General features: G+C 62.1%; 24 protein-coding genes. 12 read left to right on the forward strand and 12 right to left on the reverse strand.

Annotated elements, in window-relative coordinates; all coding sequences use genetic code 11:
* From dnaA to gyrB, 3 genes are all read left to right on the forward strand, one after another.
* A partial coding sequence (gene dnaA, locus J3485_RS00005; RefSeq protein ID WP_206950589.1) for a chromosomal replication initiator protein DnaA occupies nucleotides 1–936 on the forward strand: 936 nt, incomplete at its 5' end.
* A gap of 253 nt (nucleotides 937–1,189) precedes the next feature.
* Nucleotides 1,190–2,293, forward strand: coding sequence for a DNA polymerase III subunit beta (gene dnaN / locus J3485_RS00010; RefSeq protein WP_206950590.1), 1,104 nt, complete (start codon nucleotides 1,190–1,192; stop codon nucleotides 2,291–2,293).
* A gap of 205 nt (nucleotides 2,294–2,498) precedes the next feature.
* A complete protein-coding gene (gene gyrB, locus J3485_RS00015) occupies nucleotides 2,499–4,970 on the forward strand; it encodes a DNA topoisomerase (ATP-hydrolyzing) subunit B (protein ID WP_206950591.1) in 2,472 nt (823 codons plus the stop codon).
* 601 nt (nucleotides 4,971–5,571) lie between these two features.
* Here the strand turns inward: gyrB and J3485_RS00020 are convergent.
* Entirely contained in the window at nucleotides 5,572–5,796 is a 225-nt protein-coding gene (locus J3485_RS00020; protein WP_242538431.1) for a hypothetical protein, read from the reverse strand.
* Nucleotides 5,797–6,009: 213 nt separating this feature from the next.
* Nucleotides 6,010–6,327 carry a hypothetical protein gene (locus J3485_RS28745; protein WP_242538432.1) on the reverse strand — a complete coding sequence of 106 codons (318 nt, stop codon included), beginning with the start codon at nucleotides 6,325–6,327 and terminating at the stop codon, nucleotides 6,010–6,012.
* A 454-nt stretch (nucleotides 6,328–6,781) separates the two neighbouring features.
* Between J3485_RS28745 and J3485_RS29205 the strand changes: the two genes are divergently transcribed.
* The 3 genes from J3485_RS29205 to J3485_RS00040 all read left to right on the forward strand — a co-directional run bounded on the left by J3485_RS29205 (nucleotide 6,782) and on the right by J3485_RS00040 (nucleotide 8,946).
* Nucleotides 6,782–7,315 (forward strand): H-NS histone family protein, encoded by a 534-nt coding sequence (locus J3485_RS29205; protein WP_206950592.1) that lies wholly within the window; start codon nucleotides 6,782–6,784, stop codon nucleotides 7,313–7,315.
* Between the two features lie 360 nt (nucleotides 7,316–7,675).
* On the forward strand, nucleotides 7,676–7,813 hold the full coding sequence (locus J3485_RS00035) for a hypothetical protein (RefSeq protein ID WP_206950593.1): 138 nt from the start codon (nucleotides 7,676–7,678) through the stop codon (nucleotides 7,811–7,813).
* A gap of 257 nt (nucleotides 7,814–8,070) precedes the next feature.
* The gene (locus J3485_RS00040; RefSeq protein WP_206950594.1) at nucleotides 8,071–8,946 is read left to right on the forward strand and encodes a lipid A biosynthesis lauroyl acyltransferase; all 876 of its coding nucleotides are present in this window, start codon (nucleotides 8,071–8,073) and stop codon (nucleotides 8,944–8,946) included.
* 27 nt (nucleotides 8,947–8,973) lie between these two features.
* On the opposite strand, the gene J3485_RS00045 is transcribed toward J3485_RS00040, so the two are convergent.
* The 3 genes from J3485_RS00045 to J3485_RS00055 all read right to left on the reverse strand — a co-directional run bounded on the left by J3485_RS00045 (nucleotide 8,974) and on the right by J3485_RS00055 (nucleotide 12,515).
* A complete protein-coding gene (locus tag J3485_RS00045; RefSeq protein ID WP_242538433.1) occupies nucleotides 8,974–9,549 on the reverse strand; it encodes a hypothetical protein in 576 nt (191 codons plus the stop codon).
* Between the two features lie 79 nt (nucleotides 9,550–9,628).
* The gene (locus tag J3485_RS00050; RefSeq protein WP_206950595.1) at nucleotides 9,629–10,930 is read right to left on the reverse strand and encodes an MFS transporter; all 1,302 of its coding nucleotides are present in this window, start codon (nucleotides 10,928–10,930) and stop codon (nucleotides 9,629–9,631) included.
* A gap of 64 nt (nucleotides 10,931–10,994) precedes the next feature.
* On the reverse strand, nucleotides 10,995–12,515 hold the full coding sequence (locus J3485_RS00055) for a M20 family metallopeptidase (protein ID WP_206950596.1): 1,521 nt from the start codon (nucleotides 12,513–12,515) through the stop codon (nucleotides 10,995–10,997).
* Nucleotides 12,516–12,636: 121 nt separating this feature from the next.
* On the opposite strand from J3485_RS00055, the gene J3485_RS00060 reads away from it, so the two are divergent.
* On the forward strand, nucleotides 12,637–13,533 hold the full coding sequence (locus J3485_RS00060; RefSeq protein WP_206950597.1) for a LysR family transcriptional regulator: 897 nt from the start codon (nucleotides 12,637–12,639) through the stop codon (nucleotides 13,531–13,533).
* A gap of 93 nt (nucleotides 13,534–13,626) precedes the next feature.
* Here J3485_RS00060 and J3485_RS00065 read toward each other — a convergent pair whose 3' ends face one another.
* Nucleotides 13,627–14,391, reverse strand: coding sequence for an SDR family oxidoreductase (locus tag J3485_RS00065; protein WP_206950598.1), 765 nt, complete (start codon nucleotides 14,389–14,391; stop codon nucleotides 13,627–13,629).
* A gap of 112 nt (nucleotides 14,392–14,503) precedes the next feature.
* Between J3485_RS00065 and J3485_RS00070 the strand changes: the two genes are divergently transcribed.
* Nucleotides 14,504–15,421 carry a LysR family transcriptional regulator gene (locus J3485_RS00070; RefSeq protein ID WP_206950599.1) on the forward strand — a complete coding sequence of 306 codons (918 nt, stop codon included), beginning with the start codon at nucleotides 14,504–14,506 and terminating at the stop codon, nucleotides 15,419–15,421.
* Between the two features lie 60 nt (nucleotides 15,422–15,481).
* Here the strand turns inward: J3485_RS00070 and J3485_RS00075 are convergent, their stop codons facing one another.
* Nucleotides 15,482–16,420, reverse strand: a complete 939-nt coding sequence (locus tag J3485_RS00075) for a helix-turn-helix domain-containing protein (protein ID WP_206950600.1) — start codon at nucleotides 16,418–16,420, stop codon at nucleotides 15,482–15,484.
* A gap of 190 nt (nucleotides 16,421–16,610) precedes the next feature.
* Here J3485_RS00075 and J3485_RS00080 point away from each other — a divergent pair, with 190 nt between their 5' ends.
* Both J3485_RS00080 and J3485_RS00085 read left to right on the forward strand, forming a co-directional pair.
* Nucleotides 16,611–17,978: a cytochrome P450 gene (locus J3485_RS00080; RefSeq protein WP_206950601.1), complete on the forward strand. Its 1,368-nt coding sequence runs from the start codon at nucleotides 16,611–16,613 to the stop codon at nucleotides 17,976–17,978.
* A 33-nt stretch (nucleotides 17,979–18,011) separates the two neighbouring features.
* Complete coding sequence (locus J3485_RS00085; protein WP_206950602.1) at nucleotides 18,012–18,359, forward strand: DUF6396 domain-containing protein; 348 nt, start codon at nucleotides 18,012–18,014, stop codon at nucleotides 18,357–18,359.
* Between the two features lie 26 nt (nucleotides 18,360–18,385).
* Here J3485_RS00085 and J3485_RS00090 read toward each other — a convergent pair whose 3' ends face one another.
* Nucleotides 18,386–19,546 (reverse strand): hypothetical protein, encoded by a 1,161-nt coding sequence (locus tag J3485_RS00090; protein ID WP_206950603.1) that lies wholly within the window; start codon nucleotides 19,544–19,546, stop codon nucleotides 18,386–18,388.
* A 271-nt stretch (nucleotides 19,547–19,817) separates the two neighbouring features.
* On the opposite strand from J3485_RS00090, the gene J3485_RS29210 reads away from it, so the two are divergent.
* Together J3485_RS29210 and J3485_RS00100 are read left to right on the forward strand one after the other, a co-directional pair.
* Nucleotides 19,818–20,078 carry a DUF4160 domain-containing protein gene (locus J3485_RS29210; RefSeq protein WP_206950604.1) on the forward strand — a complete coding sequence of 87 codons (261 nt, stop codon included), beginning with the start codon at nucleotides 19,818–19,820 and terminating at the stop codon, nucleotides 20,076–20,078.
* On the forward strand, nucleotides 20,075–20,341 hold the full coding sequence (locus J3485_RS00100) for a DUF2442 domain-containing protein (protein ID WP_206950605.1): 267 nt from the start codon (nucleotides 20,075–20,077) through the stop codon (nucleotides 20,339–20,341). The genes J3485_RS29210 and J3485_RS00100 overlap by 4 nt, the downstream gene beginning before the upstream one ends.
* Nucleotides 20,342–20,426: 85 nt before the next feature.
* Here J3485_RS00100 and J3485_RS00105 read toward each other — a convergent pair whose 3' ends face one another.
* The 4 genes from J3485_RS00105 to xylB are packed head-to-tail and all read right to left on the reverse strand — an operon-like array spanning nucleotide 20,427 to nucleotide 25,144.
* Nucleotides 20,427–21,599 carry a fumarylacetoacetate hydrolase family protein gene (locus tag J3485_RS00105; protein ID WP_206950606.1) on the reverse strand — a complete coding sequence of 391 codons (1,173 nt, stop codon included), beginning with the start codon at nucleotides 21,597–21,599 and terminating at the stop codon, nucleotides 20,427–20,429.
* Between the two features lie 58 nt (nucleotides 21,600–21,657).
* Nucleotides 21,658–23,442, reverse strand: coding sequence for an IlvD/Edd family dehydratase (locus J3485_RS00110; RefSeq protein ID WP_206950607.1), 1,785 nt, complete (start codon nucleotides 23,440–23,442; stop codon nucleotides 21,658–21,660).
* Between the two features lie 47 nt (nucleotides 23,443–23,489).
* Nucleotides 23,490–24,374 carry an SMP-30/gluconolactonase/LRE family protein gene (locus tag J3485_RS00115; protein ID WP_206950608.1) on the reverse strand — a complete coding sequence of 295 codons (885 nt, stop codon included), beginning with the start codon at nucleotides 24,372–24,374 and terminating at the stop codon, nucleotides 23,490–23,492.
* Nucleotides 24,371–25,144 carry a D-xylose 1-dehydrogenase gene (gene xylB, locus J3485_RS00120; protein WP_206950609.1) on the reverse strand — a complete coding sequence of 258 codons (774 nt, stop codon included), beginning with the start codon at nucleotides 25,142–25,144 and terminating at the stop codon, nucleotides 24,371–24,373. Before xylB ends, J3485_RS00115 begins: the two co-directional genes overlap by 4 nt.
* Between the last annotated feature and the right edge of the window lie 8 nt (nucleotides 25,145–25,152).

Consider the following 25,152-nt stretch of genomic DNA (forward strand, 5'->3'; position numbering starts at 1 on the left):
GTGGCCGACAATCCGGGAATCTCCTACAACCCGCTGTTCTTGTATGGCGGCGTGGGCTTGGGCAAGACGCACTTGATCCACGCGATCGGCAATCAATTGCTGCAGGACAAGGCCGGTGCGCGGATCCGCTACATCCACGCCGAGCAATACGTGTCCGACGTGGTGAAGGCCTACCAGCGCAAGGCGTTCGACGACTTCAAGCGTTACTACCATTCGCTCGACCTGCTGCTGATCGACGACATTCAGTTCTTTTCCGGCAAATCGCGGACGCAGGAAGAATTCTTCTACGCGTTCGAGGCGCTCGTCGCGAACAAAGCACAGGTCATCATCACGAGCGATACCTACCCGAAGGAAATTTCGGGCATCGACGACCGGCTCATCTCGCGCTTCGATTCGGGCCTGACGGTGGCCATCGAGCCGCCCGAACTCGAAATGCGCGTGGCGATCTTGATGCGCAAGGCGCAATCGGAAGGCGTGAGCCTGTCGGAGGATGTCGCGTTCTTCGTCGCCAAGCATCTGCGCTCGAACGTGCGCGAGCTCGAGGGCGCGCTGCGCAAGATCCTCGCGTACTCGAAGTTCCATGGGCGCGAGATTTCGATCGAACTGACGAAGGAAGCGCTCAAGGATTTGTTGACGGTGCAAAACCGCCAGATTTCCGTCGAGAACATTCAGAAGACCGTCGCCGACTTCTACAACATCAAAGTTGCCGACATGTATTCGAAGAAGCGTCCGGCCAACATCGCGCGGCCGCGGCAAATCGCCATGTATCTCGCGAAGGAGTTGACGCAAAAGAGCCTGCCCGAGATCGGCGAGCTGTTCGGCGGACGCGATCACACGACGGTGCTGCACGCGGTGCGCAAGATCGCCGACGAACGCGGCAAGGACGCGCAACTGAACCACGAGCTGCACGTGCTCGAACAAACGCTGAAGGGTTGAGCCGGCAACTATCGCCGCATGGCCGAGCGCGCGTGCCCCGTCCCCGGTTTTGGCGGGAACCGTCTCTTTTTCAGGCACAATATAGGTTTAGCCCCCCGGTGCTTCGCGGCGCGATCGAAGCGGAGATGAAAGCGCGGGACAAAAAGCGCGGGCAGATGGGCGAAGGTGCGCAAGAAATACGGGGTATCGGCACTTTCGTCGAATAGACTGCCGGGTGAGGCGGAGTTTGCCGCCATATCAACGAAGGAACCCTATGCAACTGGTCAAGACCGAACGAGACAACCTCCTAAGGCCGCTGCAAACCGTGAGCGGTATCGTCGAACGCCGCCACACGCTGCCGATCCTGGCCAACTTGCTGATCACCAAGAACGGCCCGGACGTGTCGTTTCTGTCGACTGACCTCGAGTTGCAAATCACGACGCGCGCCGATTTCGGTATCGGTGGCGAAGCGGTTGCCACGACGGTGGCCGCGCGCAAGCTGCTCGACATCCTGCGCGCGATGCCTGACGGCCAGGTGAGCCTGTCGCTGGCGGACAAGCGTTTGACCGTGCAGTCGGGCAAGAGCCGTTTCGCGCTGCAGACGCTGGCGGCCGACGAATTTCCGACCGTTGCGCAGGCGAAGGATTACGGCGCGAGCCTGACCGTTCCGCAAAAGACGTTCCGCCAGTTGCTGGGCATGGTTTATTTCTCGATGGCGCAGCAGGACATCCGTTACTACCTGAACGGGATGCTGCTCGTCGTGGACGGCGGCCAGTTGATGGCCGTGGCCACCGACGGACACCGGCTGGCGTTCTCGTCGATGAAGATAGACGGCGATTTCCCGCGTCAGGAAGTGATCATTCCGCGCAAGACGATTCTCGAATTGCAGCGCCTGCTCGAAGACATCGACGACACGCTGACAATCGATATCGCCTCGACGCAGGTGAAGTTCACGTTCGGCCAAGTCGAACTCGTCTCGAAGCTCGTCGAAGGTAAGTTCCCCGACTTCCAGCGCGTGATCCCGAAGGCTCACAAGAACACGTTCGTGATCGGTCGCGACGAGTTGCAGCGTTCGTTGCAGCGCGCGGCGATTTTGACGTCGGACAAGTTCAAGGGGGTGCGCTGCGTGATCGAGCCGGGCCAGCTCAAGATCATGTCGACCAATGCCGACCAGGAAGAAGCGCAAGAAGAGCTCGAAATCGCTTACCAGGGCGACACGATCGACATGGGCTTCAACGTCACGTATCTGCTCGACGTGCTTGCGAATCTGAAGGTGGACATGCTGCAAGTGAGCGTCGGCGACGCCAGCTCCAGTGCGCTGATCACGATTCTCGAGAACGAGGAATTCAAGTACGTCGTTATGCCGATGCGCATTTAAGGCAGGGCCACAACGAGACGAAACCAAGGGGCGCAGTGCCCCTTTGGCGTTTCTTAAAGGGCATGCGAGATCGGCCACCCCGCCGCTGCCCGCCGCCGATCCCCCTTGCGGGGTGCAAGAAAACCAGCGCCGCTGCTTGGTTTTTCTCAGGCGTTCGAAGTATTGCGCGGCACAACCGCAGTGAATGCAGAACCGGAACCTATCCATGAGTGAACAGCACAATACGCAACCCGACAACAGCTACGACGCCTCGTCGATCCAGATCCTCGAGGGGCTGGAGGCGGTGCGCAAGCGCCCCGGGATGTACATCGGCGACACGTCGGACGGCACCGGTTTGCATCACCTCGTTTTCGAAGTGCTCGACAACTCGATCGACGAAGCGTTGGCCGGTTATTGCAACGACATCCAAGTGATCATCCACGCGGACAACTCGATCTCCGTCACCGACAACGGCCGCGGCATTCCGACGGGCATCAAGCGCGACGACAAGCACGATCCGAAGCGCAGCGCCGCCGAAATCGTGATGACCGAGCTGCATGCGGGCGGCAAGTTCGATCAGAACAGCTACAAGGTGTCTGGCGGGCTGCATGGCGTGGGCGTCTCGTGCGTGAACGCGCTCTCGAGCTGGCTGCGCTTGACCGTGCGTGGCGACGGCAAGAAGCACTTCATGGAATTTCACCGTGGCGTGCCGCAAAACCGCGTGATCGAGGAAGTGAATGGCGAGCGCGTATCGCCGATGCAGTATGTGAGCGAGACCGAAAATCGCGGCACCGAAGTGCATTTCATGGCCGATGAAACGATCTTCGGCTCGGTCGAATATCACTACGACATTCTGGCCAAGCGTATTCGTGAGCTTTCGTTCTTGAACAACGGCGTGCGGATTCGCTTGACCGATCAGCGCACGGGCAAGGAGGACGATTTCGCGCATGGCGGCGGCGTGAAGGGCTTCGTCGAGTTCATCAACAAGAACAAGCAGGTGCTGCACCCGACGATTTTCCATATCACTGGCGAGAAAGATAACGTCGGCGTGGAAGTGGCGATGCAGTGGAACGACAGCTACAACGAGAGCGTGCTCTGCTTCACGAACAACATACCGCAGCGCGACGGCGGCAGTCACTTGACGGGCTTGCGTGCGGCGATGACGCGCGTCATGAACAAGTACATCGCCGATCACGAGATCGCGAAGAAGGCGAAGGTCGAGACGTCGGGCGACGACATGCGCGAAGGCTTGTCGTGCGTGCTGTCGGTGAAGGTGCCGGAGCCGAAGTTCAGCTCGCAGACGAAGGACAAGCTCGTATCGTCGGAAGTGCGCGCGCCGGTGGAAGACGTGGTGGCGAAGGCGCTCGAGGAATTTTTATTGGAAACGCCGCACGACGCGAAGATCATCTGCGGCAAGATCGTCGACGCCGCGCGTGCGCGCGATGCGGCGCGCAAGGCGCGCGAGATGACGCGACGCAAGGGCGTGCTCGACGGCGTGGGTTTGCCGGGCAAGCTGGCCGATTGCCAAGAGAAGGACCCGGCGAAATCGGAGGTTTATATCGTCGAGGGTGACTCGGCGGGCGGATCGGCCAAGCAAGGACGCGATCGGAAATTCCAGGCGATTTTGCCGCTGCGGGGCAAGGTGCTGAACGTCGAGAAGGCGCGCTACGACAAGCTGCTCTCATCGGAGCAGATCGTCACGCTGATTACGGCGCTGGGGTGCGGGATCGGCAAAGAGGATTACAACCTCGACAAGCTCCGCTATCACCGAATCATCATCATGACCGACGCGGACGTCGACGGCGCGCACATTCGCACGCTGCTGCTGACGTTCTTCTATCGGCAGATGCCGGAGATGATCGAGCGCGGGTACATCTATATCGCGCAACCGCCGCTTTATAAGGTCAAGGCTGGCAAGGACGAGCGGTATTTGAAGGATGGCGCGGAGTTGAACGCGCATATGCTGCGGCTGGCGTTGCAAGGATCGGAGCTCGTGCCGTCGGAAGGCGGGGCGCCGATTGCGGGTGATGCGCTTGGGGAACTCGCGCGGTCGTACTTGCTTGCGCAGGCTGTCGTGGAACGGCTGAGCCGGCTTTATGACGCGAAGGCGCTCGAGGCGGTGATGGATGGCGTGGCCATCGATTTGACGAGCGAAGCGGCGGCGGATGCTTCGGCTCAGGCGCTGGAAACGGCTTTGCGCAATGACCCGTTGAAGCCCGAGGTCAAGGCTTACGCGATGTATGACGCGGTGCGTGAGTTGCGGTCGATTTGTATCGAACGCCGGCATCATGGGAATACGAAGAAGTCGGTGATCGATGCGGACTTCTTGCTGACCGCGGATTATCACCAGCTCGTGAAGACGGCCGATACGTTCAAGGGGTTGATTGGAGCCGGTGCGCTGATCAAGCGTGGCGAGCGCAGTATGGCTGTGTCGGATTTCAAGACCGCCATGCGGTGGCTGATTGCGGACGCCGAGCGGAACGTTTCGAAGCAGCGGTATAAGGGGCTCGGGGAGATGAATCCCGGGCAGCTTTGGGAAACGACGATGGATCCGAATGTTCGGCGATTGCTGCGGGTGCAGATTGAAGATGCGATTGCCGCGGATGGGATCTTTACGACGCTGATGGGGGATGAGGTTGAGCCTCGCAGAGCGTTTATCGAAAGCAATGCGTTGAGGGCGGGGAATATTGATGTTTGAGGGGGGTAGCGGGAGCCATAAGCTGAAGGTAGTCTCGTCTTGCATCGCAAGGGAATGCCGCGCGTCAGCATCGTGGCTCAATACGATAACCCGGCGCTGCACGAGCGGGTGCGTCTGCTCACCTATGTCCTGCGGCACATTGATGAAATCTGTGAGCAACGCGGTGTCTCTTTTGATGCGGCCATCCCACTCGCTCGCGATGCCTATGCAAAGGAGCGCGCGGGTCAGTTGCTGGTCCATCCGTTTCCCTCGCGCGCAACCCTGTATCGGGCCCGGAAGAATCAACTGCTCGCATGGAGAACCCAAAGGCCATCATGCAGTAGAGCGGTCCGTCGACGCCACGAGCATGGTCTAGCAAGTCGAAGTCTTGCAATGCGACGACTTTCCAAGTGTCACTATCGTCTGGCCCGTGGTACTTGTTTCGTAGATTGGCATACGACTCCGCGAGAACGCGCGAGACAAAGACCACTGGCCCCCACTTCTCCCCCGAACCAACCCATGCGGGCTCGATGAAGAGCCCCGTGTCTAGGAACCGCTTGCGCACCACGAGCCAAAGCGACATCGGTGCGATGTATTGCGTTTTCACGTCGATAACCTTCATTTAACGGCGTACCAATAGGTAAGCAATGAAGGTACCGATGAGCACCGCCCCAGCGCCATAGAATACGGGCTTGTTTCGGAGGACATCGAGCTTGGACGCAGGAGGTTTGTTCTCCCCGTCGAGGTCCCAGTAGTCGATGCCCGGGTCGCCGGTGAGATTGATGATAATCACGGCGGCGGCACAGACGAAGAGCACGAACAGAACTACAAATATTGGCGTCGACATTTTTCGGCGTTCCGCTTAGTCGTTCATCCAGTGCATGAAAACAGGCAGTTCTTCTTGATACATGTCGTTTCCGACTTCGGCCGCCGTTCCTCCCAGGTTACTCCCGACGAACACCAGCGCGATAGCGCACGCGGGCTCGGCGGGTCCGCAAACGAATGAAACGGCGAGCCCCGCAAGGCTTCCGCCAATCATGCCGCCCGCGATGATGCTTCCCTATCGGGCGGCCTCTTTCACTTTGTCCTTGGCGCCAACAAGCTCGCCGGTCGCGATGATCGCCGTGAATAGGATGGCGACTCGGGCGCTGACCTGCAACCGGCGAACCTTGGCTGAGACATTGGCATTGGCGCCGCCCGCTTTCTTCAGCACCGTGTAGTAGACAGCGTTGCGCTCTTCCGTCGTCAGCACATCGAAGTCCTTGCCGAACTGGGCCTGGGCGTACTTGTTCAGGTAGTAGTCGAATCCTCTGGATTTGAGCTTCAGTGCCTCTGCCTTTGCTCGAGGTTTCTCGGTTGCGACCGCGGTAGCCGGCATCGTCGGGCTGGTTGCGGCGGCAACGCTTGCGCTATCTGTGTGGCGAGGCGCGCGGGTTGCTCGTACTTGGTCGCTATAACTGGCTTTTATAATTCGTCGCTGTCCTTTACGGGAATGTTTCCAATGGAAACTTGATGCCTTGTCTGGTCGGAGACATTCCTTGCCATGACCTTCGAAGCTTTCGCATATGCCGGACCAAAGTGCGATCGTCGTGGGGCCGCGGGTCACACTTGCCTCCGCGAACGCCCCTCTCTAAAGCGCCTTTTTTTGCCCATCGTTGAGCCGAACCAGCGTTGGCGATCCCGAGTATCTCGCAAATTTCCCGTAACGGCATCTCTCGCCATCTGCGTCGGTGGCGCAAAACAAAGCGCCCGAACATTAGAGTTTCCATGCCGATAGCAGAACGCTTCCGATCGTGGCATAGTGCGGCGAATTCATTTCTCGAGAGGAAGTCATGCCGACGTTGGAAGCAATCGCAACGAAAATAAAGCGTCTGCAGGAACAAGCTGATGCCATCAAAGCAAAGCAGGCTTCGGCAACGCTCGACCGCATTGTCGAACTCATGCAAGAAAGCGGAGTGACTGTCGCGGACATCGAGGCTCACATCGGTGGCAAGAAAGCCGGCGCAAGACGAGGTAAGGCGACGCCTGTCCCCGCCGGGCTCAGCACGGCGAAATACCAGGACCCGAAAACGGGCGCAACGTGGTCAGGACGCGGCCGGGCGCCCGCATGGATCGCGCAAGTAAAGAACCGCGCGCGCTTCCTCGTTGACGGCACCGCATCGGACTCATCCACCTCTGCGAGTACTAAAGCGAAAAGGCGTGGCAACTATATTACAGGCCCGCAACCGGCTAAGTATCGTGACCCTAAGTCAGGTGCCACGTGGTCGGGTCGCGGTCCCGCGCCGGCATGGATGGGAAATGCGAAAAACCGCACGAGGTTTTTGATCGAGGACGCACAGAAGGTTGGAGATAGTAAGGACTCCTGATGGCTTGATGCGTCCGGTGGCTGACAAATGCTGTCGGGGATCGAGAAATATTCGGCTGTACCTGCAAAAGAGCGCCCCGCGTGTGAACCGCACCCACATGTTGGGGCGTTGTCGGGCTTCGAGGGGGAGTTCAACGTGCCGTGCCGCCCCCGTTTGCACTCCGCAGCCGCCCGTCGACCGCATCACGTATCGCCGAGCCCAACTGAAATAACTTGACGGGGTGATGGGTACGAAGTAGTGTCGCCGGAGGAAGTATTCAAGAAGCTCGATTGCTCATCATTGACCGCTACCCGCGGTACTCGTTGTCCTTCCCTCCTTGATTCTTTTCCCTTCTAACGAGCGACATATAAGGAGGACGTCATGGCCAAGGGTCAATTACGCAGCAACAAGGAACAGAAGAAACCCAAACAGGCCAAGGCCAAGCCGACGCCTGGCGCGGCCGTAAACTGGGCGACGCCCAAGGCGCCGCCACCCGCCAAGTCTGGCGAAAAGAAGTAACGCCTGCGAATACGTCCGCGAGCCGGGCCAACCGCCCGGCCCGCGGACGATGCGCGCGTCACGTCGTTGTCGCCCGTTTGCGTAAACCGGAAGTGTTCAACTCCTGGTCGTGAAGCCAAGCCCTTCGGTTTGTCGACGCACTCTTTCTGTGCGGCGCGCCAGGAAAGCGATGTCGCTTTTTGCAGTTTTACCTGATGAACGTATGCGAATGGACGCGTCCCCGCAGGGCACAGCCAACCGTCGCACAGGAGTAAGTTTTGGGGCAACTCGGTCATTTGCTCGTCGTAGCTTTGCTGCGCGCGCTCTCAATACTTCCGTACCCGTTGGTCGCGAGACTTGGCAGCGCACTTGGCGGGGCCCTGTATGCGCTTCCCAGCCGTCGCAAACAGATCGTTCTCGTCAATCTGCGTCTCTGTTTTCCGGGTAAGACCGAGCGTGAGTACAGTGAGCTTGCGAAGGAACACTTCAGGCATGTCGTTCGCAGCTATCTCGAACGCGGCATTCAATGGTTCGGTAGCGCGCAAAAAATAAGAGACATTGTCCAGATCGAAAGTGCGATTGATCTCGAAGACAAAAATCCTCCGCCCACCATCTTCATGGGGTTTCATTTCGTCGGCATCGAGATCGGGTGCATGCTTTACTCGCTGAAGTTGCCTGTCGCCGCTTTGTACACGCACATGTCGAACAAGCGTATTTGCGATCTCGCCAAACGGCAACGCGGCCGATTCGGCGCGGAGATGATCGAGCGCTCGACAAGCGCCAGGAAGGTCGTGCGATTCCTTCAAGAGGGAAAGCCGGTCATGCTTGCCGCGGACATGGACCACGGCGTCGAAAACTCCGTTTTTGTGCCTTTTTTTGGCGTCCCTGCGTGCACGCTGACTTCTGTTTCGCGTCTGGCGAGATTGGGGCGCGCGCGTGTCGTGCCGTTCGTCACGGAAGTACTGCCGGATTTCAAAGGGTATCGGTTGACCATTTTCGAGCCGCTCAGTGATTTCCCGTCAGCGAGCGATACGAACGATGCGCGGTGTATGAACGCGTTTCTCGAGGCCCAGATAATGAAAATTCCCACTCAGTATTACTGGGTGCATCGACGCTTCAAGCATCGTCCGCCGGGCATGCCCTCGGTGTATTGATCGAGCAATCCGTTCACCGAATCCCGATTAACTCTGCGGCGCGCCGACACCAAGATCGCTCGCCAACCGTTCCAATGCCCGCACAACGTTCTGAATCGGAGCGAACGCGGGCGTACCTCTAGCCAGCACATCAGCAGGGCACCAGGGATACGGTAGAGTTCGAGCCCACGCAAGCATCGGCGCACTCCATTGTCCGGGCAACGTGTTCATCTCTTCGATGATGATCCGCAGCTTCGAAATTTTCCCCGCTACATCGTTGCAATCCCACTGGTATCGACCGAAGCCGACCCGAGCCGCACGCGTGCTCTTCTCGGTCATGCAGACCAACCAATGGCAATGAAACGACGCCTCGTCTTCCGGTGGCTTTCCTATACAAAACGTATAGACATTTTCATACTGCTGTGCGAACTCACTCACTAGGACTCTGGAAATTCCAGCAGCACCGCTGACACTGCTCGGGAACGATATCTCGTTGGTTTTCAATTCCATGACTAGCTCGGCATCGGGCATGAATGCATCGGCTATCAAATGCGGGCGATTACCGTCCTTCGCATCAATGTAGGTTTCAATCGATTTCCTAAGCAACGTCATGTCAATGTCCATAAGAAGAACAAGCGATCCGTCGCAACCTTAGCACGTCGTTCGGCATCGCCCGCAATGCCCGGCATGGAATCGCTGCTCGCTACGCCGCAAGCCGCCCATCGACCGTCATCCGCCTCACCCGTCCAACCGATGCAAGCGCCGCAAGGCTAATCATCGCCGTCACCATCAAATAAAAACTCGGCGCGCTGCGATTCGCCGTCACGCTTATCAGCCACGTCACCACCGCCGGTGTGAATCCTCCAAACACCGTCACGCCGACGTTATAAGCGATCGACATCCCCGTCGAGCGCGTTGCCGCCGGAAAGAGTTCGGACATCAGCGCGGGCAACGCGCCGAAATAAATCGACTTCAACAGCGCAAGCCAAGCAACGAGCCCGAACAATGTGGCCGTCGACAGGTGGTCGACCGTATAAGAAAACGCCGGATACACGGTGATCACGAGCAGCAATCCCACGGTCGTCATCTGCATGAGCCTACCGATTCGATCCGACAGATGCCCTGCAAATGGCGTCACGCAAGTCAGAATGACGCCGCCCATCATCGTCGCCGCAAAGCTCGTCGATGCAGGCAGATGCAATTCGCGGATCGCAAACGTGGGCAGATACTGCAGCAAGTAATTGACCGAAGTCGATACAGCGAGTGCGCCGGTCGCAACGAGCACCATTCGCTTTTGCGCGGCGAATACGTCGCGAACGGGCGTCTCGGTGTGCACGGCCTCGGTGAAGGCCGGAGCGTCTTCGAGAAAGCGTCGCAGATACAACCCGACCGGACCAATCAGCAAGCCGACAAAAAACGGCACGCGCCAACCCCACGACGCCAACGCCTCGTGCGACAGCAACCTCGTGAGCGCAAAGCCACACGTCGCCGCCATCAGCGTCGAAAGCCCTTGCGTCGCGAACTGCCAGCTTGCGAGAAAGCCGCGTCGATGCGGTGCATGTTCTATCAACATCGCCGTCGATGCGCCGAATTCGCCGCCCGCCGAGAATCCCTGAATCAATCGCGCCGCGAAGACGCCGATCGGCGCCGCGAGGCCGATGCTCGCGTAGGTTGGAATCAGCGCGATGATCGCCGTGCCGATCATCATCAAACCGACGGACATCATCAACGCGGCTTTTCTTCCGCGTTTGTCGGCATAGGCGCCGAGTACGATACCGCCGATCGGACGCACGAGATACGACGCGCCGAACGTCCCGAACGTCAGCAGCAGCGACGCGGTTTGATTCGTCGTCGGGAAGAAGTGTCTGCTGATATAGATCGCGAAAAATCCATAAATCGCAATGTCGAACCATTCGAGCGCATTGCCGGCCGACGTCGCGATGACGATCTGCGTCAGGCTCAACGGCTTGCATGCCGGCGTGCCGGAAGATAGGCGGTGACTCATCGCGACCCTCGATAGGTTGGCGAACGACGACGAAAGCCAAAGCGGGCGTTGAAGCGCCCGCACGTTAGGACTGCGTGAGCGCGGCCACGGCAAACGACGTCGATGCTGACGACGAAGATGGCGATGCGGCCGCAGAAGAAGCCAGCGACGTACCGACACGAGCCGCGCGTACGTTCGCGATGCGCCGTGCGTCCTCGCCGAGATCCCACCAAATCCCCGCCATCACGCCGAGCGCCTCACGCGCGACGGAGCCCAGCAGATGCTCGTTCGGCGCGTGTTGCGAGCACGCGGGATATGAGTGCGGGACCCAGAGCGTGGGCAGCCCGAGCGTGTCGGCGAAGACGTCGTTCGGCACGGTGCCGCCGAGGTTCGGCAGCAGGGCGGGCTTTTTACCGGTCGTCGTCGATATCGATGCCAGTACCCAATCGACCCAAGGATCTTTGGGATCGAGACGCGTCGCGGCGGCGCTGCGCGTGACCGTTACCTGCACTTCGTTGAAGCCGTGGCGCGCGAAGTGCGCGGCAAGGTGTTCGGCCACATGCATGCTGTCGGTGCCGACGACGAAGCGCAATTGGCACGTGGCGCGTGCGACGGGCGGGATCGCGTTGACGGGCGCATCGGGATTGCCGGCCTTGAAGGCGAGCACTTCGAGCGTATTCCATGCGATGACGCGTTCGGTCGGCGTAAGGCCCGGCTCTCCCCAGTCGGGATCGATGGCGGGGGCATGCTCGTCGCCGCCGAGTTCGATGTCGGCCAGCGCGCGACGCACCGTATCGGAAACAGGTGGTGGCCGCAGTCCGTCGACAACGATCGCGCCGCGTCGATCGACGAGGCTCGCGATCGCATGCGCGAGCACGGTCGCGGGATTGCGCAGCACGCCGCCCCAGTTGCCCGAGTGGTGCGCGCCTTCGCGCAGGTCGACGGTCAGGTCGAAATTCACGCCGCCGCGCGAGCCGAGAAAGACAGTTGGGCGCTCGGCGCTCACGCGCGGGCCGTCCGATGCGATGAACAAGTCCGACGCGAGCGCGGCGCGCTCTTTCGCGCAAATCTCGGCGAGGCCGGGCGAGCCGATTTCTTCGCCCATTTCGAAGATCACCTTCACGTTGTAGCCGAGCTTGCCGTCGCGCGCGTCGAGCACCGCGCTTAGCGCGGCGAAGTTGATCGAGTGCTGGCCTTTGTTGTCGGCGCTGCCGCGGCCGTACCAGCGGTCGCCCACGACCGTCACTTGCCAGGGCGCCAGGCCGGTGCGCCACTGGTCGTCGTAGCCGCGCACGACGTCGCCATGGCCGTAGGTCAGCACGGTGGGCAGCGCAGGGTCTTCGATTCGCTCGGCAATCAGAAACGGTGCGCGTTCGGCGATGGCGTTCGCGGCAATGCGGCAGGTGAAGCCGAGCCGCGTAAGCGTCGGTGCGATTTCTCCGGCGAGATAGGCATGCAGTGCACCCGCCTGCTCAGGGTTCTGGCTTTCGGTGCGAAATCCGACGCGCCGCCTCAGATCGTCGAGCAGTTGCCCGGAGTCGTAGACGTCGAGCACGCGGGCGATTGCCTGCTGACGGGCGCTGTCGGTCGCTTGGTTCGCGGTCATGGCGTTTCCTGTTTGGGCTATCGAAGCAAGATTAGGAACGCCAAAAATTCGCAACAATTTCAATTTTGTCGATTACGCTTGCCGAAATGGCAACGCAACTCGGGACACGAGGATCGGCAACATGCTGCACGGAATCGCTTTGCGCTACTTCGTTGAGGTTGCTCGCACGGGCTCGCTCGCGGCGGCATCGGATAGTTTGCATGTCGCGGTGTCGGCGATCAGTCGGCAAATCAGCAAGCTCGAAGAGGATGTCGGCGCGCCGCTGTTCGAGCGGCTGCCGCGCGGCATGGTGCTGACCGACGCGGGCGAGCTGCTTGCCGAGCACGCGCGGCGCACGCTGCTGGAAGCGGACGCCGTGCTCGGGGAGATCTCGGCCAGCGAGGCGCGCGGCGGGAGGCTCGTGCGGATCGCCTGTACGGAGGGTTTCACGCGGTCGTTCTTGCCGGCGGCGCTCGCGCGGCATCGTGAAGTTGCGCCGAACGCACGTTATACGCTGCGCTCGGGTACGCCCGCACAGGTCGAGCATTGGGTGACGGTAGGCGAGGTCGATATCGGCGTCGCGTTTTCGAGCGGCAATACGTCTGCGTTGAGCGTCGTCCATTCGACCGACATGCCGGTGCGCGCGCTGCTCGGAGCGAATCATCCGCTTGCATCGCGTCGATCCGTGACGCTGGCCGATTTGCAGGCTTATCCAGTCGCGTTGCTCGAGCGCGGGACGACGGTGCGGCAGTTGTTCGATCTCTGCTGCTCGACGCGCGGAATCCGGATCGAGCCCGTGCTGAGCAGCAATAACTCGGCGGCGCTGCATGCGTTCGCGGCGCTCGCGGGTGCGGTTACGCTCGGCAGTTCGGTGGCGCTCAAGGGGCTTGCGAATGAGATGTCGATGGTATGGCGGCCGATCGACGAGCCGGTTCTGAATCAGCGAGTGCTGCAGGTGACGACGATGCGCGAGCGGCGGTTGCCTGAGGTCGTGAAGGGGGTGATCGGGGTGATTGTCGAGATGATTGGGGTGGAATGACGCGGTCGCCACCCCTAGTACAGATTGTTCCGCACCGGCCGAAGATACCCTTCGTTCATCGCGCGCGCACCGGCATCGGCTGAGCCCTCCGACCTACACCAGCCGTCCGCCCCCATCGACATGCAACACCTCGCCGGTGATGAAACCACCCGTGAGCAGCAGGTTTACCGCTTGCGCGATATCGTCCGGCCGCCCGATGCGGCCTGTCGGCAGCGCGGCGGCCGCCCCTGCCAACGCGTCGTTCTTGGCATCGCCGAAGAAGCTGTCCAACAGCGGCGTATCGACGAGCCCCGGTGACACCGCGTTCACGCGGATCGGCGCGAGTTCGAGGGCAAGCGAGCGCACGATCGCCTCGACGGCAGCAACGGCGCCCGCCAGGATCGCGCCGGTACGGATGGGCCGCTCGGCCAGCAATCCCGACGTCAATACGATCGACCCCGTCGGGCGCAGACGTTCGAGCGCCGCGCGCACGATCGACAGCGGTCCAACCAGCCGTTCGTCCAGCGTCCGCCGCAACTCCTCGGGCGTGCTCTCGCGCAACGTTTTCAGCGACGCGGTACCGGCCGTGATCACCAAATGATCGAGCGCCGGCAGCGCGTTGAAGAGCGCCGGAAACGATGCGGGATCGTGCAAGTCGCCGACGCATTGCCGCGCGCCGCCGATCGCGTCGGCCGCATGGCGCAGCCGCTGCGCGTCACGGCCGATGAGGGTGACGTCGGCGCCGGCGCGCGCGACGCTATGCGCGACCGCCAGCCCGATGCCGGACGTGCCGCCGACCACCACCACGTGCCGCCCCGCGAGCGGCGAGTGGGTTGCGCCGTCCGCTGCGGCCGAGTGGCCGATCAGATGTTCATTCATCGCATTCTCCGATCTATGGGAAGAGGAGTTGCCATCTTGTCTGCGAGCTTGCTCTCGCGGAACGGGTGTTGTTTCGATTACGGCCATCGAATTATTTGATAGATTGGCGTACATGGACCTTCTACTCGCCATGCGCGTGTTCGTGCGCGTCGTCGAATGCGGCGGCCTATCGGCCGCGGGCCGCGATCTGGGGCTCGGGCAGCCCGCGGTCAGCGAGCGCTTGCGCCAACTCGAGCGGCATCTTGGGGCGCGGCTGCTCGATCGCAATACACGCTCGGTCAACGTAACCGACGTGGGTGCGGTGTTCTATGCCCGCGCCAAGGCCGCGCTCGACGCAGCCGATGATGCGGCGGCGAGCGTCGCCACGTTCAATCGGCAATTGCGCGGCACATTGCGCGTGGCCGCGCCGCATGCGCTGGGTGAAGTATTGTTGCCGCCGCTGCTTGCAACGCTGCAGCAACGCCATCCGGAGTTGTCGATCGACTTGATCCTCAATGATCGTTTCGTCGATCCCGTGATCGAAGGCGTCGACGTATCGATCCGTGTTGGGCGGCTCGGCGAAGGCGGTTTCGTCGCGCGGCCGCTCGGCCGTGTGCGCAGGTTGCTGCTGGCATCGCCCGGCTATATCGCACGCGTCGGCGCGCCCGCCTCGCCCGCGGCGCTGGCAGCCCATCCGTTCGTCCACATCGACGGCCTCGCACGGGACGGCAAGCTGCGCTTCGATGGGCCTGACGGGGCATCCGTGACGGCGCACGTGCGTTCAGCATGGCGTTGCAATCACTGGCGCCCGCTACTCGCCGCGCTGCTAGCCGGCAATGGCATCGGCGTTCTGCATCGGCAGGTATGCCGAAACGAAATCGCCGCGGGCCAACTGGTACCGCTGCTACTCGATCATCCGCTGCCGGACTTGCCGGTGCACGCGATCTATCCGGCGTCAAGAAAGGTGCCGGCGAAGACAGGGGCTGTCGTGGCTTGGCTGCAGACGCAGTTGCCGGCATTATTGGACGAAGGGGATGCCATCGCGGAATAGGCTTAGTGGACGAAGCAAGCGGGGCATCTCGACCGTGTGAATCGATCGCGCGCCCCGCGATCACACCCACAACCGATACACCCAGAACGATTCGTCCTCGACGAAGCGTTGCGTGAATTCGCTCGGTGAAAACCCCGTGGCGCGTTTGACCGCGCGGCTCAGATGCGCCTGGTCGGCAAAGCCTTCGTCTTGCGCAATCGCCGCCCAATCGAGCGAGCGGCCCGTCTCGTAGCGCTCGCGCGCGTTGAAGAACAAGGCTTCGGTTTTGACGAACGATTGCCACTCGCGCAACGAGCGTCCGCTGTACGCCTTGATGCGTCGCTCGACTTGACGCGGGCTATGCGTGCGGCGCCATTCGTGGGCTTGCCAGGCGAGGCGTTCGACCCAATAGCGGCCTGCCTCTCGCAGCGGCGATAGGGCTGAGCCGCGGCCTTTGAGCGCGCGCCACGGCGCGGCCAAATAGTGCTCGAGTACGGCGAGCGAGGCCGCGTCGTTGTCGGCGGCGAGGAGCGCGTCGAGCAACGGGCGCCAGGCCGGCCCGAGCAGTTCGCCGGCCGGCACGATCCGGTCTTGAATGACGGATAAATCGATGTCGAACAACGCGCGCGCCGCATCGGCCTCGAAGCAGATCATCCCCACGCGCCCGGTACTACGCCCCCAGCACACGGTAGGCTGCGACTGGCTGCCTGAAAGCGTGAAGGCCGAATCGAAGGGGCGCCACACCGCGCCGTCTTGTCCGCCTTCGATGAGTCCGCCGTCGATCCCTTGAAACCACGAAAGACACACGCGCGGCGAGGCGGGAAAGTGCGACAGACGCTGCGCGTCGTTCAATTCGAAGCCGCGCGTATCGCGGCACAGAATGGCGGCGATGGCGCCTTGCAAACCCGGCGGCGCGAGATGGAGCCGCGCGTGAGGGGCTCTGCCGCCGCTCGACGCACGCGGGGCGCGCGTCAACGGCGCGGGGCATTGCGGCGAGATGTGCAAGTCTGCGGTGAGCATGAGCGCGCAGTATAGGGAGGACTCGTGCGCCTGTCGATGTCGTTTGCGTTCAAGACATCGGACGCCCGTTCGCGAATCATCCGTATCGAAAACAAGATATTACGACGCGCAACCTCAAGGCCACCGGTAGACGCATATGAACTCGCCATCCTCCTCTCGCTGCCCGGTTCACGACACTATTCACGACGACATGTCGTCACCGCCGCAACCGAAACACCCGCTCGGCGTATGGCCGCCCGGACCGGCCAGCCTGACCGGATGGGGCTTGTTGAATCGCATGTCGCGCGATTTGCTCGGCACGCTGGGCGCATGGCGAAGCCAGTTCGGCGACGTGGTGCATCTGCGCATCTGGCCCGAGCATGAGGTGATCGTTGCCGATCCCGAGCTCGTGCGCGAATTGCTCGTGTCGCACCACGACGCGCTGATTCGCTGGGAGCGCGGCATACGCGTGTTTTCTCAAGTGCACGGGCACAGCGTGCTCGTTGCCGAAGGCGAGGCATGGCGTAATAAGCGGCACGCACAGCAGCCGAGTTTTTCGCCGAAAGCGGTTCAAAGCTTTTTGCCGACGATCGCCGACACCGTCGAGCAAGCATTGGTGCATTGGCCGGTGCGGGATGCGCATTGGCCGATCGAAAGCGCGCTGACGTCGCTGACGATGGAAGTCATTTTGCAGATGACGTTTTCGAGCGGCATCGGCAACGATGCGCGTATCGCCGAGCATGCGATTCGCGTGACGAGCGCGGCAGCCAACGCCGAGTTCTACTGGCCGGCGAGTTGCCCCGACTGGGTACCTTGGAAGCGGGCCAAACGGCGGGCGCTCGCCGATCTGAGCGGCTTGATCGAACGGCATGTGCAAACGCGCTCGAGCATGCCACGTGACGCATGGCCCGACGATCTGTTGACGCGGCTGCTGCAATTGCATGAAGACGAGCCGTCGGCATGGCCGCTGCAAGCCGTGCGCGACGAATGCATGACGACGTTCCTCGCCGGCCATGAAACCACCGCGGCGACGCTCGTCTGGTGGGCCTGGTGCATGGCGTCGAACCCGTCGGCCCAAGCGACGGCGCGCGAGGAGGTTCGGCGCGTCTTGGACGGGCGCGCGCCGACGGCGGAGACGATGCCTTCGCTGCCGTACCTGATGCAGACGATCAAGGAGACGTTGCGCCTGTATCCCGTCGCGCCTTTGCTGATCAGTCGCCGCAGCACGAGGCCGATTGACCTGGGCCCGTGGCAATTGCCGGCGCGCACGCTATTCATGCTGCCCGTGCAATTGCTGCATCACGATTCGCGCTGGTTTTCCGAGCCTGAGGTTTTCCGGCCCGAGCGCTTTGCGGCCGATGCCCCCGACATTCCGCGTGGTGCTTACATGCCGTTCGGTACGGGGCCGCGTGTCTGCCTGGGGCAGCATTTGGCCATGGCAGAGATGACGGTGATCGCCGCGGTACTGCTGCAGCGCTTCGAACTGTCCGTGCCCGAGGGGATGGCGGCACCGCGTCCGGTGTTGAACGTCACGCTGCGGCCGGATCGGCCGGTGCATTTGGCGATAGCACCCATCTAGCAAGCGGTCGAGGCAGGGCACGAACTGTCTGCGTTGAATCTGGAAAATGGGTTCAAGGGGCCGCCGCCATCCGACCGGATGAATTTCCTCGGGCTGCCGGATGACCAAGCTCGATCGGATCGGTACTTGAAGATCCGCAGGTTCATCGAGCAAAACGACGGACGCAGCCCCAAAGTCCCCGATATCGACAAGATCGTTCCGCTTCCACCTGCTTCATTACCAGCCTGGGACGGTACGTTCCAGTGGGACAAAGAACAAACGAAGGTTAAACCGCCCGAGAAGCCATCGAGCGATCTCGTCAATCGGATGGCACAGGACAAACATCTCGACCCGGCGACCGGGTTGCCGTTAGAGGGCACGGCTTCATCTTCGAAGACATAGAAGCCGGAGCGCCGGTCGTCGTCACCTCACTGCCCCACTTGCCAACTCAAAACCGGATGCGTCGCACCGGCCGGCATCGCCCACACGCCGCCGGGGCCGAAGTCATACCCGGCAAACGAAGCCGTTTCGCTCATCTGCGCGGAGGTTAGCCCGTTGGCCGCCGGCACTTGCGTCCCGGTGTAGACGCCGATGCTCGCGCCGGTCGTGTCCTTGTCCCAATAGACGTCGTTGCCGATCGTCCCCATATTCGACACGGTGATGCCGACTGCGGGTATCAGATTCGGATTGTCAGGCGGATTCGGCTCCACGACTTGCCCCGTCGCATAGGATTGCGTGATCGTTCCTTCATTCGTGCCGACGAGGCCGCCGCCGCCCCGCGAGTGCGCAACCGAATTGACCGATCCCGTCGCATACGATTGTTCGATCGTCGCGCCCGCGGCGTTGTCGCCGACGAGCCCGCCGTTGTCGCCTTCGGATTCGATCGACACACTGCTCGACGAGCGCGAGATCGTGCCGCGATTTTGACCGACGAGGCCGCCCACGGTGGCCTGGTACGAGGAGCCGCCGACCAACGTCATCGAGCCCGACGTCGCAGCGCCGACGATCGTGCCTTCGTTGATGCCGGCAAGCACGCCGTACGTGGCGTACGCGCCGTACGGGGCCGTCGAGCCGTTGACCGAGAGATTGCTGGCGACGCCGCTCCTGCCGATGAAGCCGAACAGACCAAGAGGCTGCAGCACGTAGCCTTGCTGGCCCTGATCGCCGGCGACGGTCTGCTGAAGGTCGAGGTTGTCGATCGTATGGCCGAAGCCGTCGAACTGTCCGTTGAACGGCGTATTGACGTTGCCGAGCGGCACGTAGCTGCCGTCGGTCGTCGCACTTGCGTCGATGTTCGTGCCCAACGCATAGTTGCCGGACAGGTTCTTCGCGACGTTTTCCAGATCGGCCAGCGAATTGAAATGCGACCAGTCGATGACGCCGCGCGAGGTGGTTTGGTCGATCGTCAGCGTCGAGCCGCCGCCGCTGATCGAGCCCGACCCAGCGACGAACGTGCCGCCCGCCGGTAATGTGCCGGCGATCGATGCCGCGGGCACGCTGAGCCACAGCGCGGCGAGGGCCGATGCGAGCGGTGCGAGAATGGGGTGCGAGTTGCGATGTGAGTCGCGATGCAAGCTGCCGATGCCCATAGCCGTCCCTCCGAATCCGGTTCAGAACGCAATCGATTCGTGCATGCGCGCTTTCAATTTGTCAGCCGTTCCACGATAGTCGCGCAGGCGAGAGGGGAAAGACGGTATGTGCAGACGAAATGCGTCAACTTCTCGTGCTTTTCGGTCGGAGACGATCGTTTAGTTGAACCGAGTGGATTGGTAGGATATGGGGCGGTATTGGCGAAGTGCTGGAAGATCTGGCCGGGAAATTGGGGTTAACATACTCGATGAGTATATTTGGGAGTTCGGTGTGCCGACTATCAGCGTCTTTTTCGGGATTGTCATCAGCATGTATTGGCGTGATCACGATCCAGCCCATTTTCACGCACGGTATGGGGAGTTCGAGGCGCTAATCCGCGTTGATACGCTTGAGGTAATCCGAGGTGCGCTGCCGAAGCGCGCACTCGCACTTGTATTGGAGTGGGCGTCGGAACACCGAGCCGAACTGATTGAAGATTGGCAACTGTGTCGCGCACTGGCGACGCCGAAGCCGATCGCTCCACTGGAGTGACCATCGTGATCGCATGGAACGTGACGGAGTTGAAAGTGTTATCCGGGCATCGACTCGAAGTCGGATTTGCTGACGGTGCGCATGGTGTAGTGGATATGTCGAAGGACGATTTCAATGGAGTGTTCGCCCCGCTGGCCGATGAATCGTATTTCGCGCTCGCGACGATCCGCGATGGCGTCGTGGTCTGGCCAAACGGCGTTGATATAGCGCCGGACGCTATGTATGACGAAGTGCGGGGAGATCTGGCCGGGGCAGCCGCGTAAAAGAGCGGATGCCTCGAGCGTAGCAAGACCTTTTGCGTCACGCGATGAGCATGCTCGGCGTGACGTCTCGCCGAGCTTCCCTACATCACTCCAACACCCCACGCCCCGCCAAATGCCGATACAGCGCCCGCACCCCGAAATGCCAGGGTGCGATGTCGGTTGACAGTCGAACCGTATTGACGAGCGCGCCGAGCGCGGGCGTCGAGATCGTCACGACGTCGCCGAGATGATGCGTGAAGCCGCCGCCCGCCGCATCGCGGTCTTTGATCGGCGAGAACATCGTGCCGAGAAACAGCATGAAGCCGTCCGGATATTGATGATGTGCGCCGCACGTCTGCGTCACGAGATCGAGCGGGTCGCGGCTGATCTCGCGCATGTGGCTCACGCCCTCGAGCACGAAGCCATCCTCGCCTTCGATGCGCAGCGAAACGCTTGCCTGCCTGATCGTATCGAGTGTGAAGCCGTCGTCGAACAGGCGGACGAACGGGCCGATCGCGCACGAGCCGTTGTTGTCCTTCGCCTTGCCGAGCAACAACGCCGAGCGGCCTTCGATGTCGCGCAAGTTGACGTCGTTGCCGAGCGTCGCACCCACGATATGCCCCGCCGCGTTCACGGCCAGCACGATTTCAGGCTCGGGGTTGTTCCATGCTGACGTGGGATACAAACCGACGTCGGCGCCGAAGCCCACCGCCGACATCGGCTGCGACTTCGTAAATACTTCGGCGTCCTCACCAATGCCGACTTCCATGTATTGCGACCACGCGCCGCGGCGCTTCAGTTCCTCTTTCAAGCGCATTGCGGCCGGCGAGCCGGGTTGGATCTGCGCGAGGTCGGTGCCGATCAGCGCGTGCAACGAGGCGCGAATGTCGGCTGCACGTCCCGGATCGCCCCCGGCCTGCTCTTCGATCACGCGTTCGAGCAAGCTGACCGCGAACGTCACGCCGCAGGCTTTGATCGCCTGCACGTCGCATGGGGCGAGCAGGCGAGCGGCCGGTCGCGCTTGCGGCTGAGCGCTGGCGCTTAAGAACGCATGCACGGAGCCAAGCGGTTCACCGGGGGCCGAACGCGCGAAAGCGGCCACGTCGTCGCGGTCGAATAGATCGCTCGTCGTCGGTGCGCTGGCCGTGATGTCGAACACCTCGCCATTACGCACGACGACCACGGATGGCCCGTCGATCGGCGCATCGCGCCAGATGCGGCCGATAAGCAACGCGCGGTCGAGGTCGAAAGGAAGGCAGGAAGCGGGATCGATATGCATGGGGCGGCTCTCGCGTTGAATGGTCGATTTGGGCCTACTGGCCTACTAATGGGTTGTTTCAATGCGAATGGCGCGGATCGCCGTGCGTCTCGATCACTTTCAAATAAAGCGTGGCGGGCTCGAGGCAGCCGCCCGTCGAAAGTTGCCCGACGAACTGCCGGTAGAGCGCCTGCCACGGCGTTTGCGACGGCGGCACGCTCGGCGCGGCTTCTTTGCGACGGCGCGCGAGTTCGGCTTCGTCGACGAGCAACTCGACGCGCCGCGCATTGAGATCGACGCGCACGCGATCGTCCGTGCGCATCAGCGAGAGGCCGCCGCCCGCCGCCGATTCCGGCGACATGTTCAGAATCGATGGGCTCGCGGAGGTGCCGCTTTGGCGGCCATCGCCCATGCACGGCAGCGACGTGATGCCCTGCTTCACGAGCGCGGCAGGCGGCGCCATGTTGACGACTTCGGCGCTGCCCGGATAGCCGAGCGTGCCGCAGCCGCGCATCACCAAGATGCAGCGTTCGTCGATGCCGAGCGCGGGATCGTCGATGCGAGCGCGATAGTCCTCGGGCCCGTCGAAGACGACGGCGCGTGCTTCGAACGTGTTCTCGGCGCCGGGCTCGCTGAGGTAGGTATGGCGAAATGCTTCGCCGACGACCGACATCTTCATGATCGCGCTGTCGAAGAAGTTGCCCGATAGCACGATGAAGCCGGCGCCATGCTTCAATGGTTCGGAGTACGAACGAATCACGTCGCCGTCGGCATCGGGTGCTTGCGCGACGATGTCGTCGATCGTGCGGCCCGATACCGTCAGGCACTCGCCGTGCAGCAAACCCGCTTGCGCAAGCTGTCGCAGTACGGCGGGCACGCCCCCCGCGCGATGAAAGCCCTCGCCGAGGTATTCGCCGGCCGGCATGCAGTTCGCAAGCAAAGGGACCTCGGCGCCGAGCCGCTGCCAATCGTCGAGCGACAACTCGACGCCGATATGACGCGCGATCGCGATCAAATGCGGCGGGCAGTTCGTCGATGCGCCGAGCGCCGAGGCGACGACGATCGCGTTCTCGAACGCCTCGCGCGTGAGGATGCGCGAGGGGCGTACGTCCTCGCGCACGAGCTCGACGATACGTTTGCCCGTCACGTAGGCCATCTGCCCGCGTTCGCGATAGGCGGCCGGAATCGAGGCGCAGCCGGGCAGCGACATGCCGAGTGCCTCGGCCAGGCTGTTCATCGATAGCGCCGTGCCCATCGTGTTGCAATGGCCGATCGAGGGCGATGCCGCCGTCGTGAGGCGCATGAAGCCTTCGTAATCGATCTCGCCCGCGGCGAGCAGGTTGCGCGCATGCCAGATGACCGTGCCCGAACCGACGCGCTGGCCTTCGAACCAGCCGTCGAGCATCGGGCCGCCCGATAGCACGATGGCCGGCAGATCGACTGTGGCCGCGGCCATCAAGCAAGCGGGCGTGGTTTTGTCGCAACCCGTCGTTAGCACGACGCCGTCGAGCGGGTAGCCGTGCAGGATTTCGACGAGCCCCAGATAGGCGAGATTGCGATCGAGCGCCGCCGTCGGCCGTCTGCTTTGCTCGGCGAGCGGATGGACGGGGAATTCCATCGGAATGCCGCCCGCATCGCGGATGCCGGCTTTCGTGCGCGCGGCCAGTTCGATGTGATGGCGATTGCAGGGCGCGAGATCGCTGCCCGTCTGCGCAATACCGATGATCGGCCGGCCCGATTGCAGTTCCTCGCGCGTCAAGCCGTAGTTCATGAAGCGCTCGACGTAGAGCGCGGTCATGTCGGCGTGCGTCGGATCGTCGAACCAGTTTTGACTGCGCAGTCTGCGCGGAGGCGTCGTTGACATGAGTGTTTCGTTCTCCTAAACGTGGCGCAAGCGCGGCGCGCCGGCGATCAGCGCGCGCGCACGAGGCCGCGCGTCACTACGTTTTGCGGCAAACCCGGCACGGGCGAGCGAAACGTGAACAAGCCGCCCGCCAGCATTTCTCGCTCTCGCTGGGCCGCACTCAATCCCTTCATCGCCGTCGTCACGTAGGCGGTGCGCAAATCGTCGCCGCCGAACACGAGCTTCGTGATGTTCGAGCATGGAAACGCGACGGTGTCGATCTGCTTGCCGTCTCGTGAATAACGTTCGATGCATCCGCCGCCGAACAACCCGACCCACAGGCACCCTTCGGCGTCGACGGCCATGCCGTCGGGGTGGGCGGTGCCTTGCACCTTGATGAAGACGCGCTTGTTCGATAGCGTACCGTGCGCGTCGACATCGAATGCGTAGATCGTCTGCCCGACCGTATCGGTGTGGTAGAGCGTGCGCCGATCGGGGCTCATCGCCGGGCCGTTCGTTATGACGTAGTCCTCGTCGCGCCGCTCGATCTCGCCGTCGTCGCCGACGCGATAGAGCGCGCCCGTGGGCGCTGTTTCTTCGTCATCCATCGAGCCGAACCACAGGTAGCCTTGCGGATCGGAGAAGCCGTCGTTCAGGCGGTTGCCCACCTGATCGCGCTCGACGTCCTTCAGTTTGTCGAAGGTGCCCGTGCGCGCATCGAATCGATAGAGCCCCTTGCGCAGGCCGCAAACGAACGTGCCGTCGGACGCGGGTACGATGAAGCCCGGCTCGCTGGGCGCGGGCCACGTCATCGTCTCGCGCGTCTCGGCCGCGTAGCGGTGCACGTGCTTGCGCTTGATGTCGACGAAATAGACGGCTTTCTCGCTTTTGCTCCACACGGGGCCTTCGCCGAGTTCAGCGCCCAAGGGCCAGATGCATTCAGGTGAAATCATGAGGATGCTCCATACCACCCCGCATCGACGAAGTATTCGCGTCCCGAGCATCGCGAGCCGTCGTCCGATGCGAGAAATAAGGCCATGCGTGCGACATGCTCGGGCTCGACCCGCTCGGGTAGGCATTGGTCTGCGACGAGCTTCGCCTCGCTGTCGGGCGATTGCCACAGCTTCATCTGTCTCGGCGTGCGCACGGCGCCCGGGATGATCGCGTTGACGCGGATGCCACTGGGGCCGAGTTCGCGGGCGAGCGCGCGGGTGAGCCCTTCGATGCCGGCCTTGGCCGTCATGTAGATCGATAGGCTCGGCAGCGCGAGGTGCCAGGAGATCGAGCCGAGATTCAGAATCACCCCTTGCCCCGCAGTCTTCATGCCGCGCGCCGCGTTCTGCGCGCAAAAAAATTGATGCCGCAGGTTGACGGCGATGCGCTCGTCCCAATAGGCAGGCGTGATCTCGCCGAACGGATGGCGATCGTCGTTGGCCGCGTTGTTCACGAGCACGTCGATTGTGCCCGCTTCGGCGCAAATTGCCGCGAATACGCGCTCGATTGCGTCGGTATCGCGCAAGTCGCAATGATGGAACACGGGCGCGTGGGCGCAGTTCCGCAGTTGCTGCGCGAGCGTTTGCGCGTCGGCGTCGGCGATGTCGAGAAAGAACACCCGCGCGCCCTGCGCGGCGAACGCTTCGACGATCGCGGCGCCGATGCCGCTCCCGCCGCCCGTCACGACGACGGTCTTGTCGACCAAGCTCGGATAAATGGCGTACGACATGCAAAATT

Origin of the sequence: Trinickia acidisoli, assembly GCF_017315725.1 — a bacterium.
In the GTDB taxonomy this organism is placed as follows: Bacteria; Pseudomonadota; Gammaproteobacteria; order Burkholderiales; family Burkholderiaceae; genus Trinickia; species Trinickia acidisoli.